The sequence below is a fragment of the Ligilactobacillus animalis KCTC 3501 = DSM 20602 genome (genome assembly GCF_001434535.1).
Taxonomy (GTDB): Bacteria; Bacillota; Bacilli; order Lactobacillales; family Lactobacillaceae; genus Ligilactobacillus; species Ligilactobacillus animalis.
This window is the reverse complement of sequence record NZ_AYYW01000057.1, coordinates 87,375-112,374: the sequence shown is the minus strand read 5'-3', so window position 1 is coordinate 112,374 and position 25,000 is coordinate 87,375. Positions and strand designations below refer to the sequence as shown.

21 protein-coding genes and 1 pseudogene are annotated in these 25,000 nt (G+C 41.4%); 8 read left to right on the top strand and 14 right to left on the bottom strand.

Annotated features, from left to right (window positions below):
* Positions 1-122 precede the first annotated feature (122 nt).
* The 7 genes from FC30_RS08395 to FC30_RS08365 form a co-directional block, all read right to left on the bottom strand.
* Positions 123-1,400: a cation:dicarboxylate symporter family transporter gene (locus FC30_RS08395; protein ID WP_010689087.1), complete on the bottom strand. Its 1,278-nt coding sequence runs from the start codon at positions 1,398-1,400 to the stop codon at positions 123-125.
* Between the two features lie 121 nt (positions 1,401-1,521).
* Complete coding sequence (gene nth / locus FC30_RS08390; RefSeq protein ID WP_010689088.1) at positions 1,522-2,160, bottom strand: endonuclease III; 639 nt, start codon at positions 2,158-2,160, stop codon at positions 1,522-1,524.
* On the bottom strand, positions 2,150-2,869 hold the full coding sequence (locus FC30_RS08385) for a DnaD domain-containing protein (protein WP_010689089.1): 720 nt from the start codon (positions 2,867-2,869) through the stop codon (positions 2,150-2,152). The genes nth and FC30_RS08385 overlap by 11 nt, the downstream gene beginning before the upstream one ends.
* Before the next feature lie 68 nt (positions 2,870-2,937).
* A complete protein-coding gene (asnS, locus tag FC30_RS08380; protein ID WP_010689090.1) occupies positions 2,938-4,239 on the bottom strand; it encodes an asparagine--tRNA ligase in 1,302 nt (433 codons plus the stop codon).
* 18 nt (positions 4,240-4,257) lie between these two features.
* Complete coding sequence (locus tag FC30_RS08375) at positions 4,258-5,445, bottom strand: pyridoxal phosphate-dependent aminotransferase (RefSeq protein ID WP_010689091.1); 1,188 nt, start codon at positions 5,443-5,445, stop codon at positions 4,258-4,260.
* A gap of 17 nt (positions 5,446-5,462) precedes the next feature.
* Positions 5,463-5,960 (bottom strand): cell wall elongation regulator TseB-like domain-containing protein, encoded by a 498-nt coding sequence (locus tag FC30_RS08370; protein ID WP_010689092.1) that lies wholly within the window; start codon positions 5,958-5,960, stop codon positions 5,463-5,465.
* A 47-nt stretch (positions 5,961-6,007) separates the two neighbouring features.
* Positions 6,008-8,806, bottom strand: a complete 2,799-nt coding sequence (locus FC30_RS08365; RefSeq protein ID WP_010689093.1) for a helicase C-terminal domain-containing protein — start codon at positions 8,804-8,806, stop codon at positions 6,008-6,010.
* A gap of 259 nt (positions 8,807-9,065) precedes the next feature.
* Here FC30_RS08365 and mvk point away from each other — a divergent pair, with 259 nt between their 5' ends.
* From mvk to FC30_RS08340, 5 genes are all read left to right on the top strand, one after another.
* On the top strand, positions 9,066-10,010 hold the full coding sequence (gene mvk / locus FC30_RS08360) for a mevalonate kinase (RefSeq protein WP_010689094.1): 945 nt from the start codon (positions 9,066-9,068) through the stop codon (positions 10,008-10,010).
* A 123-nt stretch (positions 10,011-10,133) separates the two neighbouring features.
* Positions 10,134-11,126, top strand: coding sequence for a diphosphomevalonate decarboxylase (gene mvaD, locus FC30_RS08355; protein ID WP_010689095.1), 993 nt, complete (start codon positions 10,134-10,136; stop codon positions 11,124-11,126).
* Positions 11,127-11,130: 4 nt separating this feature from the next.
* Positions 11,131-12,210, top strand: a complete 1,080-nt coding sequence (locus FC30_RS08350) for a phosphomevalonate kinase (RefSeq protein ID WP_010689096.1) — start codon at positions 11,131-11,133, stop codon at positions 12,208-12,210.
* 4 nt (positions 12,211-12,214) lie between these two features.
* The gene (gene fni / locus FC30_RS08345) at positions 12,215-13,237 is read left to right on the top strand and encodes a type 2 isopentenyl-diphosphate Delta-isomerase (protein ID WP_010689097.1); all 1,023 of its coding nucleotides are present in this window, start codon (positions 12,215-12,217) and stop codon (positions 13,235-13,237) included.
* A 110-nt stretch (positions 13,238-13,347) separates the two neighbouring features.
* The gene (locus FC30_RS08340) at positions 13,348-15,882 is read left to right on the top strand and encodes a M1 family metallopeptidase (RefSeq protein ID WP_010689098.1); all 2,535 of its coding nucleotides are present in this window, start codon (positions 13,348-13,350) and stop codon (positions 15,880-15,882) included.
* Positions 15,883-15,927: 45 nt separating this feature from the next.
* Here FC30_RS08340 and FC30_RS08335 read toward each other — a convergent pair whose 3' ends face one another.
* Complete coding sequence (locus FC30_RS08335) at positions 15,928-17,313, bottom strand: L,D-transpeptidase family protein (protein ID WP_029507321.1); 1,386 nt, start codon at positions 17,311-17,313, stop codon at positions 15,928-15,930.
* A 172-nt stretch (positions 17,314-17,485) separates the two neighbouring features.
* Here FC30_RS08335 and FC30_RS08330 point away from each other — a divergent pair, with 172 nt between their 5' ends.
* A complete protein-coding gene (locus tag FC30_RS08330; protein WP_010689100.1) occupies positions 17,486-18,253 on the top strand; it encodes a DUF4931 domain-containing protein in 768 nt (255 codons plus the stop codon).
* Positions 18,254-18,319: 66 nt separating this feature from the next.
* Here the strand turns inward: FC30_RS08330 and FC30_RS08325 are convergent, their stop codons facing one another.
* From FC30_RS08325 to FC30_RS08310, 4 genes are all read right to left on the bottom strand, one after another.
* On the bottom strand, positions 18,320-19,693 hold the full coding sequence (locus tag FC30_RS08325) for an RsmB/NOP family class I SAM-dependent RNA methyltransferase (RefSeq protein WP_056938504.1): 1,374 nt from the start codon (positions 19,691-19,693) through the stop codon (positions 18,320-18,322).
* Positions 19,694-19,756: 63 nt separating this feature from the next.
* A complete protein-coding gene (locus FC30_RS08320) occupies positions 19,757-20,728 on the bottom strand; it encodes an ABC transporter permease (RefSeq protein WP_010689102.1) in 972 nt (323 codons plus the stop codon).
* 13 nt (positions 20,729-20,741) lie between these two features.
* Positions 20,742-21,062, bottom strand: a complete 321-nt coding sequence (locus FC30_RS08315; RefSeq protein ID WP_010689103.1) for a metal-sulfur cluster assembly factor — start codon at positions 21,060-21,062, stop codon at positions 20,742-20,744.
* Positions 21,046-21,822, bottom strand: coding sequence for a serine aminopeptidase domain-containing protein (locus FC30_RS08310; RefSeq protein WP_029507322.1), 777 nt, complete (start codon positions 21,820-21,822; stop codon positions 21,046-21,048). Before FC30_RS08310 ends, FC30_RS08315 begins: the two co-directional genes overlap by 17 nt.
* A gap of 148 nt (positions 21,823-21,970) precedes the next feature.
* Between FC30_RS08310 and FC30_RS08305 the strand changes: the two genes are divergently transcribed.
* Entirely contained in the window at positions 21,971-22,780 is an 810-nt protein-coding gene (locus FC30_RS08305) for a Cof-type HAD-IIB family hydrolase (protein ID WP_010689105.1), read from the top strand.
* A gap of 52 nt (positions 22,781-22,832) precedes the next feature.
* Here FC30_RS08305 and FC30_RS08300 read toward each other — a convergent pair whose 3' ends face one another.
* A complete protein-coding gene (locus FC30_RS08300) occupies positions 22,833-23,021 on the bottom strand; it encodes a 2-hydroxymuconate tautomerase (RefSeq protein WP_004047673.1) in 189 nt (62 codons plus the stop codon).
* Between the two features lie 124 nt (positions 23,022-23,145).
* Between FC30_RS08300 and FC30_RS08295 the strand changes: the two genes are divergently transcribed.
* Positions 23,146-24,576, top strand: coding sequence for a C69 family dipeptidase (locus tag FC30_RS08295; RefSeq protein WP_010689106.1), 1,431 nt, complete (start codon positions 23,146-23,148; stop codon positions 24,574-24,576).
* Between the two features lie 108 nt (positions 24,577-24,684).
* Here FC30_RS08295 and FC30_RS08290 read toward each other — a convergent pair.
* Positions 24,685-25,000: pseudogene (locus FC30_RS08290) on the bottom strand (heavy metal-binding domain-containing protein).

Here is a 25,000-nt window from a genome sequence, read left to right as displayed (position 1 = left end):
GGGTCGTCAACTTAAGAAATGATCCGTACAACACTTCCTACAGAAATGTGGGAAGTGTTTTTTTACACAAAAATGCACACTAAAAAATCGGTATCTATTTCGCAGATACCGATTTTTTAGGCTTATTTTTGTTTAAAAGATGCTACATATTCATCATGTTTTGCTTGATCAAATTCATTTTCGGATTTACCAATGATCAATGTTGCAGTAACATTCCCCGCAACATTGACAACTGTCCGACCCATATCAACTAAACGGTCGATCCCGGCGATCAAAGCCAACCCAGAAACTGGAACCCCGATCGTTGAGACTGTTGCTAGTAAGACAACAAATGATGCCCCAGGAACGCCTGCCATCCCTTTAGAAGTGATCATTAAAACTAATAATAACGTCAATTGTTGACTCAATGAAAGATCAATGTGATAAGCTTGGGCTAAAAAGATAGCTGCTAATGATTGATAGATCGCCGATCCGTCCAAGTTAAAGGTATAACCGGTCGGAATAACAAACGAACTGATCGCTTGGTCAACACCCAATTTTTGCGTTTTTTCCATCAAGCGCGGTAATGTTACTTCTGAACTAGCCGTTGTAAATGCTAAGACCAGCTCATCTTTGACAACTCGCAATTGGTCCATGATCCTAAAACCAAAGATCCGTGAAGTGATCCCTAAAACTACTAAAATAAAGAAGATCATCGTTACATAGGACATTACGATAAATAATCCCAATGGTTTCAAGGATTCAAGACCCAATTGAGCTACGGTAGCCCCGATCAGACCAGCGACCCCAAATGGAGCAAAATGCATGATCCAACCAGTGATCTTAAACATCACTTCTGCTACAGCTTGGAAAAATTGTAATAAGATCTTGCCTTTTTCACCAATTGCTGCGATCCCTAAGCCAAATAAACAGGAAAAGAAGATCACAGGTAACATTTGCCCCGTCGCTAAGGCATCAAAGAAATTAGATGGTACGATCGACATCAAGATCGACCCTAATCCACTATGTGAAGCTTGTTTAGCGGTCTTCACATATGTCGAGATATCAACTTGCGATAATTTACTTAGATCGAGCATATAGCCGATCTTTGAAAGATTAGAAACTAACATCCCAACGATAAAGGCGATCGTTGATAATACTTCAAAATAGATCAAAGTTTTTAGTCCGATCCGCCCTAACTTTTTGATATCGCCCATATTAGCGATCCCAACAACTAAACTCGAAAAGACGATCGGTAAAACGATCATCGAGATCATATTGATAAAAGTCGATCCGAGTCCATTTGCAAATTTGATAAATCCTTTATCATCTGTAAATATGACTCCTAAACCGATCCCGATCAAAAGGCCTAAGATGATCTGCCACCCAAGTGACAAACGATATACTTTTAACTTTTTCAAATTCACCATCTCCATAGAATTTTTATGCCAGTTAATAATTTACCATATTTTTTATAAAAATTCATTATGTTGTTTGTTTTTTTATTAAAACCATATCTTTATCACTAATTATGTTCGGTTTTTACACTCTTGAGCGGCCTTCTGGACAAATATCTAATAGGGGACAAGAACTACACTTCGGATTTCGGGCCATACATTGGTAGCGACCCCAAAATATCATCCGATGATGCCCTTTGATCCATAGATCTTGTGGGACTTTTTGCATTAGGATCTTTTCGATCGTTAAAACATCACTATCAGCTGGGACCATCCCTAACCGTTTAGCAACGCGGCTGACATGCGTATCGACCGCAAATGCTGGGATCCCAAAACATTCGGCTAAAACTACATCTGCTGTTTTGCGGCCGACCCCACTTAAGCTCATCAGTTCTTTTCTAGTCTTAGGGACGACCCCATTAAAGCGTTCAACTAGTTCCTGTGAGCATTTGATCAAAAAGCGCGCCTTGTTGCGATATAGACCGATCGTTTTGATATAACTCTCAACTTCTGCTTGACTCGCATTAGCTAAGTCCACCGGAGTTTTATAACGTTCAAATAAAGCCGGTGTAACTAAATTAACTGCTTTGTCAGTAGTTTGGGCACTCAATATCACCGAAAGCATAAAGTGATACGGATCTGTCTTAGTCAACGATGTTGTGGCATTGGGAAACATTTCCCCCATAACTTCGATCGCACGTGTCGTTTCTTCACTATTGAGCATCATCGATCCCTCCTGACCAATCATACATTGGAATACTTGGCTTAGCTTTATTTTGCTTAGGCACTGTAGGATGTTCTTTTTGCGCCAATTCTTGCCGCCGCTTTTGGCGTAACCGTTGCACATCAGCACTAGTTTTGATATTTTGCTTTTCCCAGCTCAATAAGATCTTATCAATATACTTCAAGCTGTAGACCTGATTTAAAACGGCCTCACGTAAAGCCAAAACGATCAATTCAGGTGCATAATTCTCTGTATTGAGCCAACTATCGATCGTTTGCAGTTCCATCGGAGTCAAGAGACGCCCAAATTCGACCTCGATATTTTTATAAACTTCTTGCTTACTGGTCGTTTCAGTTTGTGTCAGTTCAGCCGTTACTTCATTTTGTTCTAAAGCAAATAATTTCTCGTAAAGCAGCGTAAAATCATATTTGTCATACTTACGTCCCGCCGCATCTGTGGCTGTTGTTAATCTAAGAAATTTTTTTTCGATCAAATTACGCAATAAATTTCCCAGCTTACTCGTATCAAGCTGCATGCTTTGTGAAAGTTCAGTTAGATCGATCGCTTTTCCCTGCTGCGTTCGACTCATGATCTGCAACATCAAGATAAACTCAGCTTCATCTAGTCCTAACTGACGATAATTATTTAACAATAGATTGGATACTGTCATTTGCCCAGCAGCTAAATATTTTTGTAGTATTTTATCCATCTCGATCTTCCTTTTTAAGTAAAAAAACAGGACACAACGCTCTGTCATGTCCCGCAGCTCACCAACTATTATGGGTAGATCCGGTTTAATAAACGTGGGAATGGAATAGCTTCCCGGATATGGTCTTCACCTGTGATCCAAGTTACCGCACGTTCCAAACCAAGTCCAAAGCCAGAGTGTGGTACACTACCGTAGCGACGTAGATCTAAGTACCATTCATAATCAGCTTTATTTAAACCTGCATCTTCAATTTGTTTTGCTAGATATTCAGTATCTGTTGCACGTTCAGAACCGCCGATGATCTCACCATAACCTTCTGGCGCTAATAAGTCAGCACACACAACGAGATCTTCTCTAGTTGGATGTGGCTTCATGTAGAATGGTTTGATCGCTTTAGGGTAGTTCAACACAAACACAGGCTTGTTGAAGTGTTCTGCCAAATAAGTTTCTTCTGGCGAACCGAAATCTTCGCCCCATTTTACATCTGGGAATTTACCTGATTCTTGCAATAATTTGATCGCATCATCATAGGAAATGCGTGGGTAAGGTAATTGCGTATAGCGCTTGAGGACTTCCTTATCTCGACCCAAAATATCAAGTTCGTAGTCACAATTTTCAAGTACTTTTTCAACCAAGTAAGCAATATAGCGTTCTTGGATCTCTAAGCTCTCTTCTTGATGCATAAATGCCATTTCTGGTTCGATCATCCAAAATTCGATCAAATGACGACGTGTCTTGGATTTTTCCGCTCTAAATGTTGGCCCGAAAGTAAAGACTTTACCATAAGCCATTGCTCCAGCTTCAGCATAAAGCTGACCTGATTGTGAAAGATAAGCATCTTTTTCAAAATATTCAGTATGGAACAATTCTGTTGTGCCTTCAGGAGCACTACCGGTCAAGATCGGTGAATCTAACTTGATGAAACCTTCCTTGTTGAAGAATTCATAAGTTGCACGGATCATTTCGTTTCTGATCTTCATGATCGCAAATTGACGCTTCGAGCGCAACCAAAGATGACGATGATCCATCAAGAAATCTGTCCCATGTTCTTTAGGAGTGATCGGATAGTCTTCACTTTGACCTACCAGTTCAATATCTTCAATTTCGATCTCATAGCCAAAGTGTGAGCGTGTATCTTCATGGATCGTACCTGTGACGTACATACTTGCTTCTTGTCTTACTTCTTTGGCAAGCTTGAATACATCTTCAGAAACATTATTCTTAACTACGACTCCTTGAAAATAAGCTGTTCCGTCGCGCAGCTGTAAAAAGGCGATTTTACCGCTGGAGCGCTTATTAGTCAACCAAACTCCGATTCTTACTTTTTGGTCGACATAGTCTTTAGCGTTAATAATACTGATAGTTTCCACTAAATTTTTCCTCCTATTTTATTTACTATATTTTTCAACAAATTTCTCTATCCGCACGATCGCCTCACGCAGATCTTCCAGTGAAGTTGCATAACTCAGGCGAATATGGCCCGGCATGCCAAAGGCTTCCCCTGGAACTACCGCAACAAAGGTCTCGCTCAATAAAGCATCGGCAAAACTTGGCGCGTCACTAAAACCAGTTGCTTTTAAAGCCTTTTGAATGTTAGGGAATAGATAAAAGGCCCCTTCTGGCTTAGCTGTCAACTCAAAACCGGGGATCTTCTCCACTAAAGGATAGATCTCATTTAACCGCGTTTCATACTCTTGACGCATCTTCTCAACGCAAGATTGGTCTTGTTGTAAAGCTGCTAAAGCTGCATATTGGCTGACTGCCGAAAGATTGCCAGTCGCATGTCCGACTACAGTCCCTAATTTAGCGATCAATTCTTTATTCGCCAAGGTATAACCAACACGCCATCCGGTCATCGAGTATGTCTTAGAAAAACCGTTGATCAATATCGTTTGCTGCTTGATTGCTTCTGAAAGTTCAACTAAAGAAACAAAGCTGTTTCCATTATAAACTAACTTATTATACATGTCATCAGCAATTAGCCAGATATTATTTTTTACGGCCCAATTTCCGATCGCTTCTAGCTCAGCTCTAGTGTAAATGACACCAGAAGGGTTTTGCGGCGAGTTGATAATCACGGCCAGCGTCTTTTCTGTTCGTTTAGCTTCAAGATCGGCTACCGTTACCTTTAATTTTCCAGTCTCAGGCAATACAAAGACTGGTTTTCCTTCAGCCAATTTGACTTGTTCGCTATAGCTGACCCAATATGGCAAAGGGATCAAGACTTCATCGCCCGGATCAAGGATCGTTTGGGCAACTGCATATAAAGAGAATTTCCCCCCTACTGTAACAGCAACATTTTCAAATGTATAATCAGTGTGATATTCAGCATTAGTTGCCTTAGCGATCGCCTTGCGCAATTCCACGATACCCAAAGCAGCAGTATAAAAATCTGATTTTCCTGCTCTGATCGCTTGGATCGCTGCTTCTTTAATATGCTCTGGCGTATTGAAGTTAGGCTCGCCAGCAGTCAAATTTTTGACATCATAGCCGTCTGCCTTTAATTGCTTTGCCTTAGCTGACAAGGCTAAAGTTGCTGAGGGTGAAACATTTTGTACTCTTTTTGATAATTCCATCTTGATTGGCCCCTTTATTAAATATTTTGGATCGTTTTAACAACTTTTCCTGTTTTAAAATCAAGTAGATCATAACAAAGATTACCGTAAGAATTAAGATAACTTACTTCCCAGACCGGTTTGTTTTTATGCATCCCTAAAGCAGTATGGGTGATCTTTTTCACGTTTCCAGTTTGCTGCGTGATCTTTTTAGCATTTGCTTCAGAGATCCCTTCATTTTGCTGGTAAACATTGATCTTCTTACCATTTTGTGCAACGATGGCATAAATTTTTTGTTTTTTGTCATTAGTTCCTGCGACCGTGTAATAAGTATGGTTCCGATTGTAGTGATAAAAGGCCGTCTCTTCTTTTAAGCCAGCGTATTGTTGTGCTAATTGCGTTGCCTGCTTTCTGGCATTTCTCATAGGCGAAAGTGCCAAATTGAAAATAACTAGCACTAATACTAAGACAGCCAAAACTCCGAGATACCACAAACGATACTTTGTTTTCTTTTTGATCCTCGTTGTCCGCTTCATAAATTCCTTCCTCTAGTCAAAAAACTGTTTATCTCAATTATACCAAGTTAGCGCTGTTTGTCATGTAAAAAATCAGTAACTAATTTCGGGATCTCAGCTGTCAAAACTGGATGTAATTCTAATTTAGCCGGAAAGACCTGCTTAAATTCCTGACCATAGTGCTTGGTCAAGATCCGTGGGTCTAATAAGACAAATGCTCCACGATCATTTGGAGTCCGGATCAAGCGGCCAAAGCCCTGTTTTAGCCGTAAAACAGCTTCAGGCAACGCTAAGGTCGTAAACGGATCTTCGCCTACTTGTCGAGCACGCTCATACCGAACTTGGTTAAATAAGGTATTTGGTGCTTGAAATGGTAAACGTACGATCACCAAGAGCTCTAATAATTTTTCGGGGAGATCGATCCCTTCGAAGAATGTCCCCGTTGCAAGTAAGATCGCCGTCTGATTTTGATTCAAGATAAAACGCTTCTTCAACTTTTCAGGACTGCCATTGACTCCTTGAGCCAAAACTTCTCTTTCCTTGGTAAGACCTAAGACGGCTAGATATTCATAAGTTCGTTCGAGTTCATCTAATGAATTGAACAAGATCATCGTCTGACAGTGATTTTTAGCAGTCAGATCATAAAGTGTCTTGGCTAGATACTTCGCATATTCCTCGTTGTCCGTCGCACCAACAGTCGGCGCATCCTTTGCGATCAGGGCTAAAGTTTGCTTTTGATAGTCAAAATTACCTTGATAGCTCAACAAACGCGTATCTTTAGGCAGGTCTAACTGTTTTAACGTATAGGCGTGGGTTTGTTTGGTAAATAAGCCTGCACCTAAAAACAATACGTGTTCAAACTTCGGATACACTTTACTTTGTAAGAAATCAGCTCCATCTAAGTAGCTGAAGTGCAAGCGTAAATGTGCAGTCTCTTGTTCAGCTAAACTCAACCAGATCAATTGTTTAGTCTGATTAGCTTCAAGATCGGTAAAGGCTAATTTTTGCCAAGGCTCAAAAGCAGTCACCAATTGCGAAGCTAATCTAAAGAAATCCAACAAGTATAGCGTTGCTGTTTGATCGATCTGCTCTAAACGACTTGCTTTGAAAAATACTTTTTGGAGCCAGGCAAATTGCTGTAAAAATCCGTCATAGGCGCGAGTTATCTTATTGATCACACCATAATGTTCCTTTAAAAATCCCAAGAACTTCTTTTCACTTAATGGCTGCTCGGTGATCCCATTTTGTCGGAATCTTAAGAATCTACGAATAAAGGCCGCCCGTAGATCCCACATATCGTGATCCAATACTTGGAGATCTTTTAAAAGAGCGCGATATTGTTTTTTAGTCAATAGACTTTGTTCGATCAATTGTTCAAAGGAAAATGAGATCTGCGACTCCATTTTGACCAACATGCTATCACAGAGGATCTTGACCTCATCAAAATCCAAAACTTGCTGCACACTTTTGGCCACTGCAGTCGGAAGATTTTGCGCTTCATCGACGATCAATTCCAAGTCATTGCCCTTAAAATCAGCGGCATGAGTCAACAGATAGGCATGATTGGTAATGATAAACGAGGCGTTTTCTTTTGCGATCTCGTTTAGACGCAGATAGTCGACTCGATAAAAGGGACTTGTGGGCTCTAAACTATCCAAACCAGTATGCTCGATATTAGCAAATAAAGGATCTTGGCGTGTCGTCAATCTAAGCTCATCTAGGTCCCCGGTCTTAGTCTGTAATAGCCAAACGATCAAACGCATCTGTAACAAACGCGAATTTTTATTATATGGTTGTTTTAATGAACGCCAAAACTTATCTAGATCGATATAATGACGATTACCCTTTAAAACAACGACATCAAGATCAAATGGAAAGAGATTTTTCAAGGTCAAGTCGATCTCTTCTGCCAATTGAGCCTGAAGTGCCGTCGTTGCCGTACTGATCACGATCCGTTTATCTTGGGTCGAAGTGTACGCAGCCGGGACTAAATATCCTAAAGTCTTTCCCATCCCAGTTGGGGCTTCAAGTAACAAGCGCCGTTCGTCTGGATCATCAAAGAAATCAGCGATCGTAGACATCATTTTGACTTGTTCATCTCGCCACTCGATACTTCCTGAAAAGAGTTGTTTTTGTTCTTCTTTAGTCTTAGGAAATGTCAAAGCTATATTATCCTTGGTCTTAAAATTTGGCCTCAGAATAACTAAGTCTTCGATCTGCATCCACTTTTTAGCTAGTAGCTGCGCTTTTTTACTTTGCTCCGCATATGCTTCTTTAAAACACTCTGCTGTATCATAAAGCAACGCACCACTCAAGTTACATAAAGTTTGTAAAACACTAGGTGGTAATAATTCTAAACGTTTCTGCAAGAGTAAAAACAACTCTGCGGTAACATAAGTATCACTATCCGCTTGGTGTGGGCGCTCGTGCTTGATCCCAAGATAGTTACCGAGATCGACTAACCGATATGAAGGCTGTGTCGGCAATAAGATCTGGGCCAACTGCACCGTATCGATCCCCTTTAATTCAAGTTCAGGATAGCCCGCACGCTCAAACTCTGCATTTAAAAAGCGGTAATCTTGCATAATATTATGCGCTACAAAGACTGTGTCCTGTAGCAACGCATAGATCGTATCCGCTACATCACTAAATAATGGTGCTTTGCGAACATCACTGTTCTTGATCCCGGTCAGCTTTTGCACTTCCGGTGGGATCGGACATTGGGGATCGATCAACGTGCTAAAAGTATCTGAGATTTTTCCATTTTCAATAAAAGTACAACTAAATTGGATAATTCTTCCAGTTCCATCCAATGCAGGAGTCGTCATCTCAAGATCGACTACTGCATAGGTTTTTGATTTAGTCATTCATCATCACCGACTTTAAATAATCTTTCTGACAATAATTCTATCACACTCTACTCAAAAATAAATAACCAGTGATCGACTCAGCTTGACCGATCTATCCTTAATTACCGGTCTAAACTTGTCGCTCAAACACTAAACAGGTATAATCTAGTTTGAGACTTATCCATCCTTATTTAGCGGTATGGTATAATTTAGTTTGAAATTACAATGTTTTTCATTGTAAATATTTAGAATAGATACGATAGAAAGGGTGCTCTTTTTGCTTAGCACACAAAAAAAGATCGGTCAGGGTTCGAGTCATGCTAAGATCATTTTGATCGGTGAGCATGCGGTCGTATACGGGCAACCAGCGATCGCTCTACCACTAAAAACGCTCAAGACTCATGCTAAGATGACCTTGCGCCAAGATGACCAACAAATACTAGAAAGTAGTTACTATACGGGTCCGATCGCTGATGTTCCCGAATTTATGCGGGGGATCAAGCACTTAGTCATGTATATCTTGACTCAACAAAATAAAGATATCAGCTTTACGCTTCAGGTAACTAGCCAATTGCCGATCGAACGCGGAATGGGCTCATCGGCCTCTGTTGCAGTCGCGATCATTCGCGCTATGTATGATCTATTTTCTCTAGAACTTGATCATCAAACGCTCTTAAAACTCGCTGATGTGGCTGAAAAAGATACACATAAAAATCCAAGCGGCTTAGATGCAGCGACGACCTCTTCAGCCACACCGATCTGGATGATCCGTGACCAAACGATCGACCCGATCCCACTTGATCTCGATGCTTATTTGGTGATCTGTGATAGTGGTATCAAAGGTCAGACTTCGCAAGCGATCGCGACTGTCAAAGCTAAACTTCAAGCCACACCTACTGCGACTAAAAAAAAGATCGAAGCGATCGGAGATTTAAGCTGGCAAGCACGCAAGCAATTAGCCCAAAATGACGTTTTAGGTCTGGGACAAACGCTCAATGCAGCTCAAGAATATTTAAGGCAATTAGAGGTCAGTGAGCCAAAGCTGGATAAATTGATCGACTTAGCTTTGCAAAATGGAGCCTTGGGCGCTAAATTGACTGGTGGTGGCCGTGGTGGTTGCTTTATCTGCCTAGTCAAAGATCAGCGCTCAGCCAAGCAGCTCTCTGATCTTTTGCTCGCTAATGGCGCGATCGCTGCTTGGATCGAACCACTCAAAAAATGATCATCAGTTAGAAAGTTAAAAATGTGTGACTGATCATAATATAGTTATCAATGTAGCACTATGAAAGGAAAACTATATCGCTTTCTGGTCACTAGACCAACACATTTATATAGGTAATATCAGATGAAAACACCTAAAGTAACTGCTCGTGCACATACGAATATCGCACTTGTTAAATATTGGGGCAAAGAAGATGAAGAACTCATCATCCCACAAAACAACTCCCTTTCTTTGACATTGGACCATTTTTACACCGATACGACCGTCCAATTCGATCCTGATTTGACAGCTGACCAGTTCACACTCAACGGTCAAGCCCAAGAAACGACTAAGATCACTAAATTTTTGGATATCATTCGGCAAATGGCTAGTAGCCAACTTTTTGCACGGGTCGAATCGACTAATCACGTCCCTACTATGGCTGGGCTAGCCTCTTCTGCAAGTGCTTATGCGGCCCTAGCTTTAGCTGGTAGTAAGGCTTTGGGACTAGATCTTAGTTCTAAAGCCTTATCACGTTTGGCCCGCCGTGGCTCTGGTTCTGCTTGTCGTTCGATCTATGGTGGCTTTGTAGAATGGCAAAAAGGCGATTCTGATCAGACCTCATATGCAGTTCCTTTGGTGGAAAATTTAGATTGGGATCTAAAGATGATCGCGATCGTTGTCAATGATAAACAAAAAAAGATCGCTTCACGGGCTGGCATGCAGACTGTTGTCCATACTTCGCCTTACTATTCGGCTTGGGTAAAACGTTCAAAAGAAGATCTATCAGCGCTCAAAGAAGCGATCAAGGAAAAAGATTTTACGCAATTAGGTAAGATCGCAGAGGGTAATGCCATGTGCATGCATGCTTTAAATCTCAGTGCAACACCACATTTCAACTATTTTGAAGCTGAGAGTCTAAAAGCAATGCAACTTGTCGAACGATTGCGTGGTCAAGGACTAGAGTGTTACTACACAATGGATGCTGGCCCTAACGTCAAGGTCATCTGCCAAGGAAAAGATCTTGAAGCTATCATGGATCTATTAAGTCAAGAGTTCTCAGCGGAACAGCTTTTAGTCGCCTCAGCTGGCCCAGGTGCACGGATCTTAGAAATTGAAAATGCGGAAAGGAATTGATTTTTTGCCTACTGTAAAAGCTCCAGGAAAACTCTATATTGCTGGTGAATATGCCGTTGTTGAACCTGGACAACCGGCTATTTTGATTGCAGTCGATCAATTCGTCTATGCCACGATCAGCCAAGCCAAGCAAGGTTTAGTGTCCTCAAAACAATTGCTAGGTCAAGATATCTATTGGACACGTGAAAATGATCAACTGCAAACGACCCAAGCGACCGCGAAATTTGCCTATGTCCTCAAAGCAATCGAACTGACTGAACGCTACGCTAAGGAACAAAACTGCCAGCTATCGACCTTCAATTTACAACTTGATAGTGATCTAGATAGCCCCGATGGTAAAAAATATGGCCTCGGTTCTTCGGCAGCAGTCACCGTTGCTACGGTCAAAGCAGTAGCTGCCTACTATAATTTAGCGCTGACTCCCCTTGAGATCTTCAAGCTGGCAGCCAGTGCTCATTATCTCGTTCAAAAAAATGGTTCACTAGGTGATATTGCGGCTAGCAGCTTTGGGGGCTGGATCGCCTATCATTCCTTTGATCGCTCATGGTTGCTCCAAGGTTTGCAAGACCACTCTATGACCGAATTATTAAAGCTTACTTGGCCTAAATTGCAGATCGAATCCCTCGAGGCACCACCACGCTTGCAGCTTTTGATCGGTTGGACCGGTTCACCTGCTTCAACTTCAAATCTGATCAATGAAGTTGCACTCTCAAAAGAAGAACGCCAACGTAAATATGACCATTTTCTAGAGCAAAGTGCACTCTGTGTTTCTAAAATGATCGCAGCTTTCAAGCAACAAGATCTGGAAGTGATCATGTGCCAACTTGCGCGGGATCGTGAATTATTGCGCTCACTTGAAACCTTTTCCCAAGTGACGATCGAGACCCCTAAATTACACCAGCTGATCACCTTAGCCCAAAAATTTGGGGGCCAAGCTAAAACTTCAGGTGCTGGTGGGGGTGATTGTGGGATCGCTATTTTAGCCAAAGAGCAACCGCTAAATGAACTCTTAAATGCTTGGAAACAAGCTGGGATCACCCCACTTCCCTTCAGTATTTACCACACTACTTTAGAAAGGAGTTGAGCTAATGGATATTCACGCACACCGTAAAGATGAACACGTATTTATCGCTGAAAAACAATACCGCCCCACGGCTGATAATGGTTTAGATCAGATCAGGCTCTTGCCTGCGACCTTACCTGAGCTTGGACTAGATGAGATCACACTTACGACCACATTGGCTGGAAAACAAGTGGCTTACCCTTTCTTTATCAATGCAATGACTGGTGGGAGTCCACAAACTGATAAAATAAATGAAAAATTAGCTTATGTTGCCAATAAGACCGGTCTGGCTATAGCAACAGGTTCACAAAGTGTCGGACTAAAATCACCTAAATATGCCCAAGGTTTTACAACTTTACGGACTCGACTCCCAGAAAACATGGTGATCGGTAATCTTGGGGCCGACCATCCCTTAGAAAATTGTCAAAAAGCGGTCGCCATGCTTTCCGCTGATGCCTTGGAATTGCATTTAAATGCTGCTCAAGAATTAGTTATGCCTGAAGGTGACCGTCAATTCTACTGGTTAGAAAACTTAAAACATGTCACCAAAAATTTGGACGTCCCTGTGATCGTTAAGGAAGTGGGCGGTGGGATCTCGCCCCTAGCTTTGGCCAAACTAAAGCAATGTCACGTCAAGTATGTCGACCTTTCAGGAAAAGGTGGGACTAATTTTATTGCGATCGAAAATGAGCGCCGTAAACAAAAAGAATATCACTTTTTGACCGATCTTGGTTTGACGACAGCCGAGGTCTTACTAGCAGCTCAACCTTATAAAGCCGATTTTTCTTTTACAGCTTCGGGTGGGATCAGAAATGCATTAGATATCGCCAAATGTATCGCACTGGGAGCGGATAATGTGGGGATCTCAGGCTTATTCTTACACACTCTCTTAAAAGAAGGCACCTCAGGGTTGATCGCATTGATCGAAGACCTCAAACAGCAATTGGCGCAGATCATGCTATTAGTCGGATGTAAAAACATTACTGAATTACAACAAGCACCTTACGTTTTATCAGCTGAATTACTAGCTTTCAGATCACAACTTTAAAAAAACCGTTCCCTTAATTGGAGCGGTTTTTTTACATTTTCAGAGAGTTACTTTTATTTTTAGCTAAAAAAGAATATAATTGCACTAACTTATATTTAGAAGGTGACCTTATGCATTTTGCAACAACATTCAAACCACAACACTACGACCTTTATTTTGACTTGGACCGCCAACAAAAACATTTCTTGGGCAAAACGACCATCACCGGCCGTGCCTTAACTGAGACTATTTGGCTTCACCAAAAAAAGCTCCAGATCAGCGAAGTCTTGGTCAATGGACAGCCACAGGCCTTTAAACTTGATGAAACAAAAGATGCTCTTTACTTAGAACTTGGTTTTACTGGAGAAGTTACTTTAGAAATTACATATACCGCAAATTTGACTGATACAATGATGGGAATCTACCCTTCTTACTACGATCTGGAAGGGCAAAAGAAGCAGTTGATCGGGACCCAATTTGAAACTGATGCGGCCCGCGAAGCCTTTGTCTGTGTCGATGAACCTGATGCCAAAGCGACTTTTGCCCTTGCTTTAAAATTCGATGAACAGCCAGGCGAACAAGTCTTAAGCAATATGCCGGAAAAAAGTGTTATTGCTGGCGTCCATTATTTTGAAACGACCCCTAAAATGTCAACTTATCTTGTCTGTTTTGTTTTAGGCGAACTCCAAAGTAAAACCGCCCTGACTGCTTCTGGGATCAAAGTAGGTGTGTTTTCAACTAAAGCGCACCAGTTGAAAGAATTGGATTTTGCTTTAGATATCGCCAAACGTGCCCTTGATTTCTTTGAAGACTATTACCAAACGCCCTATCCGCTCCCACATGCCTGGCAAGTGGCTTTACCGGACTTTTCAGCCGGAGCGATGGAAAATTGGGGGATCATTACTTATCGAGAAGCTTACCTCTTACTAGATCCCGACAATACGACTCTAGAGACCAAACAAAGGATCGCAACTGTGATCGCACATGAGTTAGCACATCAATGGTTTGGTGATCTAGTGACGATGAAATGGTGGGATGATCTGTGGTTAAATGAAAGTTTTGCCAACATGATGGAATATGTTTGTATCGATGCGCTTGAACCAAACTGGCAGATCTGGCAAACTTTCCAAAGTACTGAAGTCCCGCTAGCTTTGAACCGCGACGCTTTAGCTGGCGTTCAATCCATCTATACCCCAGTCGAAGACCCAGCCGAGATCGATGCCCTCTTTGATAGTGCGATCGTTTATGCTAAGGGAGCGCGCATGCTCGTCATGGTCCGCGCCTTGATCGGTGATACTGCCTTACGCCTAGGCTTAAAACACTATTTTGCCAGCCATGCCTATGGTAACGCCACTGGAGCCGAGCTTTGGCAAGCTTTAACACAAAAAACAGAGCTCGATCTGCCAAAAATAATGCCTATTTGGCTCAACTGCCCTGGTTATCCCATGGTCAGTGTCAAAAAAATCGGCAATGATCTTTTGCTCGAACAGCGACAATTCTTTACTGATCCGAGTGTAGCCTCCGACCAACTATGGCCGATCCCCTTAATGAGTAATTATCCTGAATTGCCGGCTTTAATGACGCAAAAACGTTTGATCCTCAAAGACTATACTAGTCTTAGACAAAAACATGGAGTTGCTTTGCAATTGAATGTGAACAACAACGCTCATTTTATCGTTGACTACAGTCCTGAGCTATTACTCGATCTCTTAAAAAGATCACCCCAAACGGATACACTCACTCGCTTTAGTTTACTGCAAGATCTAGTCTTATTAGCTCAAGCTCAAATGATCTCATTGCCCCAAGTCCTTGAATTAACGACTAACTTCAAAAATGATCATAGCCAGTTGGTCACACGAGCTTTACTGCAATTATTAGATCTCTTAAAGCTCTTTGTTGCCTCTGGCACTACTGCGCATGATGATCTGTGCACTTTAGTAGTCAGCTTTACAAGTGTTTTAAAGACCAGTCTTAGCCAAGAGCCGAATAGTTTTTCTCAGCTAGACTACGAGCTGTTGCAACCACTTCTTTTAAAGACTGAACTTTACGCTAAAGTCAAACACGTTGTAGATGAGCAATTATATTTTCCCCCAACTAAGACTGCTTGGGCTAAACTACCGGCTAAGATCCGAGGAGTCGCACTTAAAAATATGCTGGTAAATCACAATTCAGATGCTTGTTTCACTGAATTTTTCAAGGAATACCAGCAAAGTGTCGATCCCAGCTATAAAGTAGATCTCAGACAAGCTTTGACTAGTTCGCCTAAGGTAGCGCAATTGACCGAATTATTAGCCAATTTCAAGGATCCAGCCGTCATCAAGCCCCAAGATCTCAGAGCTTGGTTTGGGGAGATCTTAGCTAATCCAGTTGGACAAAAACTAGCTTGGGCTTGGCTCAAACAAAATTGGACTTGGTTAGAAGAAACTGTCGGGGGCGATATGGAATTTACTACCTATATCACCGTGATCGGCAAAACCCTCAGTTCTCCTGAACTCTATGCTGATTTCAACACTTTCTTTGAACCTAAATTAGCCGATCCTGGCCTAGCCCGCGAGATCAAGCTAGCTAAACATGCGATCTTTGCCCGGGTAAACTTACTTAAAATGCAACAGGCAAATGTGACGCAAGCCCTCAGCTCATTAGCTTGGTATCAAGAACGAGCATAAATAAGGCTCTCCACGATGCAGATCCATCATGGAGAGCCTTATTTTTTAATAGATAACAACTGGTTCACTTTGACTTAAATTGTTGAAAACATTAGCTGCTTCACTTGGTTTCATATTGACACATCCCAAAGAACCTTCTTTAAGATAAGCCGTGTTGGACCAATTTTTCCGCCAATCGGCATCATGGAAGCCACAACCATCTAAAGTAAATGGCACCCAATATTCTACCGGACTAGCATAAGCTGACCCATCAGCTCTTGATCCTCGTAAGGTCGTCTTTGTTTGTTTATACATAACATAAAAAACTCCCTTAGGTGTATCATTATGCGTACTTTGAGTCCCTGTCACAACATCGATGGAGGCAACTTGTTGGCCATCACGATAAGCCCACAAATGCTGTTTTTCGATCGAAACTTCAACATAGGTGTTCCCGATCCCACCATTAGTCGTCGTATCGTAGCCTGTTCCGCGTGTATCATAGCCTTCACCGTAGATATCACCCTTAGCATCGACTTTTGTTTCACCATTTTCCAAAGCTTTCGTCAAAGTCTTTTCCGCTTTATTAGCGCTGATCGCCCAGCCATAAGTACCAGCTGGAACACTTATCTCATTTCCTTCACTTGTCTTAAAGGCCAAGCTCTTATTTAAGGTCGCCTGTTTTTGATTGATCTCGACCACCTTATTCTTTAGCGCTTGCGTATCGAACTGATATTTTCCAGCTTGATAGCGGGCCGAAGTTAGAATATCTGCAGTCGTTAATTCATAATCCGTTTTTTGTACAGTGTAGGTGATCTTTTTACCGGTCAATTCTTTGAGTTTCTTTTCCTCTTGTTTAACAGTAGCACTATCTGCTTTGACTGGTTTTAAGTATTTAGCCGTTAAATAGATGTCTTTATTACCCTCTTTTTGGCTGAACTCTTTTAAGATCGCTGAAACATCGTATTTGTTTCCCGCTTGTTCTTGGACGATCTTAACTTTATCGCCTTCTAAGATCGCATAAGCATCAACTGGTGCTTTGCGTGACTGATTTGTCTCATTTAGTTTGGTTTCTACGTTTGATCTTAACGAAGCCACCTTTTTACCATCAACTTTAGCTGGTGTCAAAGTGTAATTGACCTTTTTGTCATTTGGTAAAGTCGTGGCTTGTTTTTTCAAGGTAGCTTCGAATTTTGCTAGATCTTTTGAGCTAAATTCTGATTCCGTCGGCTCTGCTGTATAGAGCAATTGCTTGTTGAGATAGACCTTCTTTTCAACTTTAGCTGCAGTTAGTTTTTCTTGCGCTTCCTTAGCGTTCAAGCCACCAACGTTGATCCCATTGATCGTAATATTTTTATTGAAATGGGTCCGCTGTTGGTAGATGAAATAGCTACCACCAATAAGAGCTAACATTGCAATTCCAACACAGAGTATAACTTTGGTTTTATATTTCATGTCGCACCTCTAATTGAATTGTTACGATTATGTTACAACATTTTACAAAAAAATACAATTTTTTTAAGTTTTACACAACCAAATTATTTTTTAGCACTTGCCTACGTATTTAAACTTTTTTAAGTTATGTTATAATTTAGCCTATGACAAGTAAGGATCAGGTGAATATTTTATGGAAACAAATAGTCTTTTGACATTCAATCGTAGTATCGGTAAACAAAAGCGGATCTCCGGCGCAGCTGAGCCCAGTTGTCCTTTTTGTGACGTTGAACATTTAACTGATATTTACGATCAACAAGGCGAGATGATCTTTTTAAAAAATAAATATTCGACGCTCGAAAAGACCGATCAATTCGTTTTGATCGAATCTACTAAACACGACGGTAACATCTCCAACTATGAGCCTAAAGAATGGCAAAATATTCTAGCTTATGCGATCAAACAGTGGAAAGTATTTTATAATGACCCTAAATATAAAAGTGTTTTGCTGTATAAAAACTACGGTAAACTTTCCGGCGGTTCCCTTTCACACCCGCACATGCAGATCGTCGGGCTTTTAGAGGCTGATGGTTACCGCGAGATCGCCCCAGCTTACTTTAGTGGCGAAACGGTCGCAACTAAAGCCGGAGCAACCCTCAACATCTCCGATCACCCTATCATGGGCTTTTTGGAATTTAACATCAGCTTTGATGAACAAAGTATCGCACCTGCAGCTGATTATATCAAAGAAGTCGTTTCATATTTACTCGCTGAATTTAATGATGGACGCTGTGAAGCCTACAACCTCTTCTTCTATAAATTAGCCGATAAACTTTACTGTAAAGTAGTTCCGCGTTTTATCGTCTCACCTTATTTCGTAGGTTATTTTATCAGCCAAAAATTCGATGCTGAATTTACCGCTGAAGTCGTAAAACGTCTTAAAGAAAAATATCTAAACTAGCAAAAAAGGGACCTATCACGATGCAAAAACATCATAATAGATCCCTCATTATTTATAACAACTGTCTTATTCAAAACTAAAACGTAAGCCCTTAGGGAAGAAATTTTTGACCGTACCGTTGACGACCTTACCAAATGCAAAGGGTTTATCATCACAGACCAATAAATACCACCCATTCTTATGCGATGTGGCCACCGTCACTGTATTGCCAGCCACATACTGTTGCCATTGTTCATGGGTCAACGCTAGCTTTTGCTCTGTCTCAGTTGCACTTAAAGCTAAAGCTAGTGTATAGCTAGGCTCAAAGCGCTTTTTCTTAAAGACACCAAGCAATAGACCCGGACGCATAAACTTTAAGCGTGAAATATCAGGCCAATTTTTATTGTAATAATAAAGATGGTCGCCATAGCATTGCAATTCATTTACTTTGAAGAGGTCTTGCTTTAAGAAGTTAGCGGAAAATTCTTTCCATAAAGCGACCTGTTCTTGGGTCAAACCTGCTTTATTTTGCTTTTTACGCTTATTCTTCTTAGTTTTTACAACTTGTGCTGGGCGTGTATCACGTAATTTAGCGATAAAATGGCCTTCACCTTTAAAGTGGTGTGGCATCAAGCGAACTGTCCCCGTTAGCGCGGGCTCATCATTGCCCCAAGCTGGGACTCCACTGTCCATGCCATTATACTTTTGTAAAGGTACGATCTCAAAGTAAGGATATTCTTGTAATAACCAGCTGATGATCTGTTCGTCTTCTTCAGGAGCAAATGTACAAGTCGAGTAGACCAATTCGCCACCAACAGCTAACATTTTAACCGCTTCAGCTAAGATCTCACGTTGACGCTTAGCACATTGCGCTGGATAATCGGCATGCCAATATGTGATCGCATGTGGATCTTTTCGAAACATCCCTTCACCTGAGCAGGGCGCGTCAACTACGATCTTATCAAAACAAGCCTCAAAGTTTTGAGCTAATGTCGCTGGATCCTCGTTTAAGACGATCGAATTTCGGGCCCCAGTTCGTTCCATATTCTCAGCTAAGATCAAAGCCCGTTTTTTATTGATCTCATTTGAGACCAATAGCCCCTGATTTGCCATCTTTTCAATGATCTGCGTCGACTTCCCCCCCGGTGCAGCACAAAGGTCTAAGATCTTTTCGCCCGGCTCAGCTTCGACCACTTCACCGACATACATTGCACTTAGATCTTGACTGTAGACATACCCTGCTTGATGCTCCAACGTCTTTCCACTAACTTCGCCTACATAACCGGTCGCAACATATTCGACCGGTTCATCCAGTGAATTAGCAACTTTTTTATAGTTATCTTTTAACGGATTAAGTCGAAATCCCTTTTGTACTTCGCCAGATAAACTTTCAAAGAATGCTGTGGCTTGGTCACCCAATAGAGCTTGATATTTTTTCTTAAAATCTTCTGGTAACTTCACTTCTTAAAAAACCTCTCCTGCTATATAACATAGCTTTTCTTTCCTAATTCTCTTTATCCTTAACTATTCACTCTTTTTCAACCTTGAATTGATCAACAGGTAAAATAGCAGACTGCTTCCTAGATAGATCGAACCCATCGTCAGCAATAGATAAGTATACGTCGTCATTTGGAAAATAAACATCCCTGCCATTCCGCCAATGATCGTACCTAGACCGACCCAGATCGAACATGTGCGCCATTCTTCAAAGGCAAATTTAGCGGGATTAGTTTGCAAAAATACGGCTTCGTTATAGCGTCGCCGTGATGAGATCAACCAAACAGCCATTTGCGCTAAGAAACCGACCGCTGCCGCAAATAAGCCTAGGACTTGCGCCCAATGTGAGGCTAACCATGATTCATCAGAAATGATGAAATTCTTTTTGACTAATCTGGTAGCTGACAGTAAGCCTAGCTCTTTTTTTAAGGTTTTAGCATCGATCGGGGTCAAACTATCCAAAATGATCCGATAATCATTAGTGTGAGCTGTTGCCAGTTTTTGAGTCGAAGCCGCAATAAATATCTGATCATCTAGATCTGAGTGATAGTTGTCGCCCATCACACCGATCACAGGTAAATAATTACCATCTAGTTTCAAATATGCCTGATCTTTAGGCTCATATAATTTTTTTTCATAATTTTTTCCCACGACCGCTAACGGAACATCGGATTCAAAGTCAGCACTTGAAAAGAAATGTCCTGAAAGCAATGGTGGTTGCGTATAATTGCCCTTACCGTAAAAATATGTCACATTACGCTGATCTTTAGCTTGGTAATGAAGCTGGACATCGGTCAATTTATCATTGTCCTTTACCTTCTGATCGAGTTCTGCTAGTGAGATATCTTGTTTGAGCGTGATCTTATACGCATCTAGAGAAAGGTTGTTGTTATTCAATTGAATGATCAGGTCACGTTCTTGGATCTTAAAAAATAGATAGACACAAAAAAATGAGATCAAAGCAATATATAACACAACAGAGATTTTTCTTTTTAACACAAAAACGCCTCCGTTAGTGGATCCCTAGCGCCATCTTGGCATAGCTAGTCATGCGGTCCATTGTCCAGGCCGGTTCCCAAACAAATTCAACTTCGACCTTTTTGACTTCAGCGATCCCATCCATCGAACGTTCGACCATATCAGCCAATAAGTTCGTCAAAGGGCAGCCCATCGTCGTCAAGGTCATCTGAACGATACATAGACCATCTTCTTTTAGATCAACTGAATAGATCAAACCTAAATTAACGATATCCACCCCTAATTCTGGATCGATCACCGTTTCAAGGGCATCTAAAATATCTTTTTTGATCAATTCACTATTTCGTGGTTCCATCATCGATTCCTCCAAAATACTCTTCAAATTTTTCTGCCATCTCGACCGCAGTTGCATAATTCACCTTATGTCCCTGCCCTGTAGTCGTTGTAAATGATGTATTTCTAGCATAATCTTTCCCTTGGATACTGTCAAAGAATGCCTTATCCGGCGCATATGGCACCATTTGGTCAGCAGTATCATGCCAAAAATGGACTGGTCGTCCAGCGATCCGTTCAGGGTGCTTTGATAGATCGATCAGCTCGAGTTGGGCTAATTGCTGCTCGACAAAACTAGCTGGAATATCTGCTAGACCGGGCAACTCTTCCAGTAATTGGCGGGCAAATGCGGTCGGGCAAGGAGAACCCATCAAACTCACACCTGCTTTGATCCAATCATACACAGTCAACAAAGCGCAGGTCGTGATCGCTCCCATCGAAAGTCCACTGACACCAACTAGGTCATCTTTTATCCCGCTCGTTTGGCGATAATGATCTACCAAAAGTGGTAGCTCTTTGACTGAACTATCTACGATCTGCCAAAATTCTTGGCGGTGCCCCGTGACAGGTCCGCTTTGCCTTTGACCATGAAATTTAGCATCTGGTAAGACCACTCTAAAGCCCCGCTTGGCTAATTCATAACCTTCTGTTAAAACTCGTTCTTTACAACCAGTCCACCCGTGATAAAAAACGATCAACGGTAAACTTTGGGTGCGATATTTTCTAGCCACGACTTCTAAAACTGGTAAGCCTTCGATCTGTTTTGCGATGATCTCGATCATCATAACTACCCCCTTCTTGATCTTTCACTTAAAATTATACACTATTATCTTCAAAATGATCGCAAAATTAGTTCCTTATCCGTTGTTTTTTATTTAAGTTTGTGATAAGTTTAAGCAGATATACTACAAATTTTTAAGGATTGATTCTATGGAACAAAAACTGATCGCGATCGATCTTGATGGCACGACATTAAATGAAAATAGTCAAATAACGCCTAAAACTAAAGAAGTTTTAACCAAAGCTACCGCAGCGGGGCATATCGTTTCGATCGTAACCGGCCGCCCTAACCGGATCTCAGAAAACTATTATGATTTTCTAGGTCTTAAATCACCCATGATCAATTTTAATGGGGCCGTGGGACATATTCCCCATCAAACTTGGGATAAAGAATACGCTTTGACCTTTAATCGTGATATTGCTTTTGAAATCTTAGCTGCTAAAGAACAACTTGGGATCAAAGTCGTTGCAGCTGAAGGTAAGAATATGGCCTTGGCTGATGTCCCTAATACCGTGATCGATGATTTCTTTCCAGTAACATTGAAAGCTAATGAAGTCTTAAATAGGATAAACTTACAGGAAAACCCATCAGCCATGACGATGTTAGTCGACAAACTTCAATTGCCTAAAACAGTCTCGGCTCTAGAAGAAAATTTCGGTGACAAGATCAATGTTGGTATTTGGGGTGGTCCTAATCCGATCTTAGAACTGTCACCTAAAGGCGTTGATAAAGCGCATGGGGTCAAATTCTTAGCTGATACCTTTAAGATCGACCGTAAAAATATTTTGGCCTTTGGCGATGAACATAATGATGCCGAAATGATCGATTATGCTGGCTGGGGCGTAGTCATGCAAAACGGGACTGAGCAACTCAAAGCTTTAGCCAACGATATTACGCCTTTGACCAATAAAGAAGATGGCTTAGCCCATTACTTAGAAGAATATTTAAAATTAGCTTAGAGTAAATAAAAAATTCGAGACCTAGTGCAACTTAGATCTCGAATTTTTTATTTTAATTTTCGTCGCTCTTTAACACACCGCCAACAGCGTAACGATCTTTTTGCATTTCATTCAATACAACGTGAACGTGTTCAGCTGGAGCACCAGTGTTTTCAACCACTGCTTTAGTTACGTCTTTAACTAAGTTCTTGAGTTGTTCTTGGCTACGACCTTCGATAAGTTCGATATGAACTAATGGCATTATTGTCATCTCCCTCTTTGTTGATATTGTTAATTATGACAAAGTTTTAGGACAAGTGCAATTGTTTTTAGTTCTGTCAGTCTGCTAAAATAAAACTAATCACCTGATGAAAGGACGTCTCTGTATGACACTTTATAAAAGTTTCGAATTTTCCGCTTGCACTAGCATCCTAGTCGGAAAAAAAGCGATGGCTGATGGTTCGACTGTGATTGGGCGCAACGAAGATGCCAAAAGTGCTTGGCCTAAACACATGGTCATCCATCCCCATCAAGAATTTGATACCCCACAAGAATTTATCTCAAAAGACAACGGCTTTAAAATGCCACTACCACAAGTTCGTTTCAAATACAGTGCCACACCAGAATGGACCACTGAATTTGGCTTATTTGAAGAAGATGGGATCAATGAATATGGGGTAGCCATGAGTGCCACCGAAAGTGCCTATGCCAACGAACGTGTTTTAGGCTGCGATCCCCTTGTCAAAGATGGGATCGGCGAAGAAGCCATGGTCACCGTAGTTTTGCCCTATGTTAAGACAGCTCGCGAAGGTGTAGAACGCCTAGGCCAGATCGTTGAAAAATACGGTACTTGCGAATCTAACGGGATCTTGTTTGCCGATCAAGAAGAAGTTTGGTATTTAGAAACCGGTTCTGGGCACCACTTTGTTGCACAAAGGATCCCCGATGATTGCTATGCGGTAGTGGCTAACCAACTAGCGATCCAAGAGATCGACTTCAACGATCCTGCTAACTTTATCTTTTCAACTGGGATCCAAGAATTTGTCGCTACTAACCATTTAAATCCTGATCCGACATGCTTTAACTTCCGCAATATCTTTGGAACACACGAATTGTCCGACGAGATCTACAGTACTCCACGGGTCTGGGACGGTCAACGCTATTTGACACCTAGCGTCAAACAAGACCCAATGAGCGAAGAATTACCATTTATCCAAAAAGCTGACCGTTTATTGTATTTAGATGATCTCAAATACGTCTTGGGCTCGCATTTCCAAAATACACCTTACGATCCACTAGGTAAGGCACCGGAAAAAAATAAGTTTAGACCGATCAGCTTAGCTAAAACGCAAGAATCTCACTTGCTTCAACTTCGCCCAAACTTACCGGTCGAGATCGCTGGTCTTCACTGGGTCGCAATGGGCGTTACTGCGCAAAGTGTTTTTGTCCCGGTCTATGCCGGTAGTACCGATGTCCATCCCGCTTACAAAGCCGGCCAAAAGACGTATTCTAGCGACTCGGCTTACTGGGTCTACAAATTACTCGGCGTCTTAGTCGATCCTCACTATGCACAATTTGGACCAAAAGTTTTGGATCTAAAGAAAGAACTAGCCGTCAAATTCACCCAGATCATCAAACAAACAGATGCAAAAGCGTTGACTATAGATGATCCGCTTGCTTTAAGTGAATTATTGACTAAGGCATCCCTTGAGATGCAGGCATTAGGCTTAAGTGAAACGCAAAAACTGACCGCTGAATTGATCACTGAAGCAACAGATCTTTCACCACTGAACTTCAAGACTGACGCTAATTTGTAAAATATAGCTTTTTAAATTAAATAAGATCCCCGATGGAAGTTGGGATATAACTTCCATCGGGGATCTCTTTATACACTTAAATGCCCTTAACGATATCGTCTATCGTAGTTAGTCAATAAATTTTACGGCAGTCCCATAGGCAGCAACTGATTGCATATCTGCACTGATCGAACCCGAATCAAAGCGCACCATGACAACAGCATCAGCCCCCATAGCCTTAGCTTCTTGTTTTAAGCGATCAACGGCTTCGTGACGCGAATTATTTAACATCATTGGTATAGCCCTTGATCTCACCACCAACGATGCTCTTTAGACCTGCCCCAAAGTCACTGGCAATATTGCGCGATTGCGTCGTCACGCCAAAAGCAGTCCCGATCACTTCGTATTTTTTGCCTGGAATATTTTCTGTTGTTACAACTAACAT

Excerpts from the sequence above, each read along its gene's own strand:
- nth (WP_010689088.1), bottom strand. The coding sequence starts at position 2,160 with ATGCTCAATAGTGAAGAAACGACACGTGCGATCGAAGTTATGGGGGAA.
- FC30_RS08385 (WP_010689089.1), bottom strand. The coding sequence starts at position 2,869 with ATGGATAAAATACTACAAAAATATTTAGCTGCTGGGCAAATGACAGTA.
- FC30_RS08375 (WP_010689091.1), bottom strand. The coding sequence starts at position 5,445 with ATGGAATTATCAAAAAGAGTACAAAATGTTTCACCCTCAGCAACTTTA.
- FC30_RS08370 (WP_010689092.1), bottom strand. The coding sequence starts at position 5,960 with ATGAAGCGGACAACGAGGATCAAAAAGAAAACAAAGTATCGTTTGTGG.
- FC30_RS08365 (WP_010689093.1), bottom strand. The coding sequence starts at position 8,806 with ATGACTAAATCAAAAACCTATGCAGTAGTCGATCTTGAGATGACGACT.
- mvaD (WP_010689095.1), top strand. The coding sequence starts at position 10,134 with ATGAAAACACCTAAAGTAACTGCTCGTGCACATACGAATATCGCACTT.
- fni (WP_010689097.1), top strand. The coding sequence starts at position 12,215 with ATGGATATTCACGCACACCGTAAAGATGAACACGTATTTATCGCTGAA.
- FC30_RS08340 (WP_010689098.1), top strand. The coding sequence starts at position 13,348 with ATGCATTTTGCAACAACATTCAAACCACAACACTACGACCTTTATTTT.
- FC30_RS08335 (WP_029507321.1), bottom strand. The coding sequence starts at position 17,313 with ATGAAATATAAAACCAAAGTTATACTCTGTGTTGGAATTGCAATGTTA.
- FC30_RS08330 (WP_010689100.1), top strand. The coding sequence starts at position 17,486 with ATGGAAACAAATAGTCTTTTGACATTCAATCGTAGTATCGGTAAACAA.
- FC30_RS08315 (WP_010689103.1), bottom strand. The coding sequence starts at position 21,062 with ATGGAACCACGAAATAGTGAATTGATCAAAAAAGATATTTTAGATGCC.
- FC30_RS08310 (WP_029507322.1), bottom strand. The coding sequence starts at position 21,822 with ATGATCGAGATCATCGCAAAACAGATCGAAGGCTTACCAGTTTTAGAA.
- FC30_RS08305 (WP_010689105.1), top strand. The coding sequence starts at position 21,971 with ATGGAACAAAAACTGATCGCGATCGATCTTGATGGCACGACATTAAAT.
- FC30_RS08300 (WP_004047673.1), bottom strand. The coding sequence starts at position 23,021 with ATGCCATTAGTTCATATCGAACTTATCGAAGGTCGTAGCCAAGAACAA.
- FC30_RS08295 (WP_010689106.1), top strand. The coding sequence starts at position 23,146 with ATGACACTTTATAAAAGTTTCGAATTTTCCGCTTGCACTAGCATCCTA.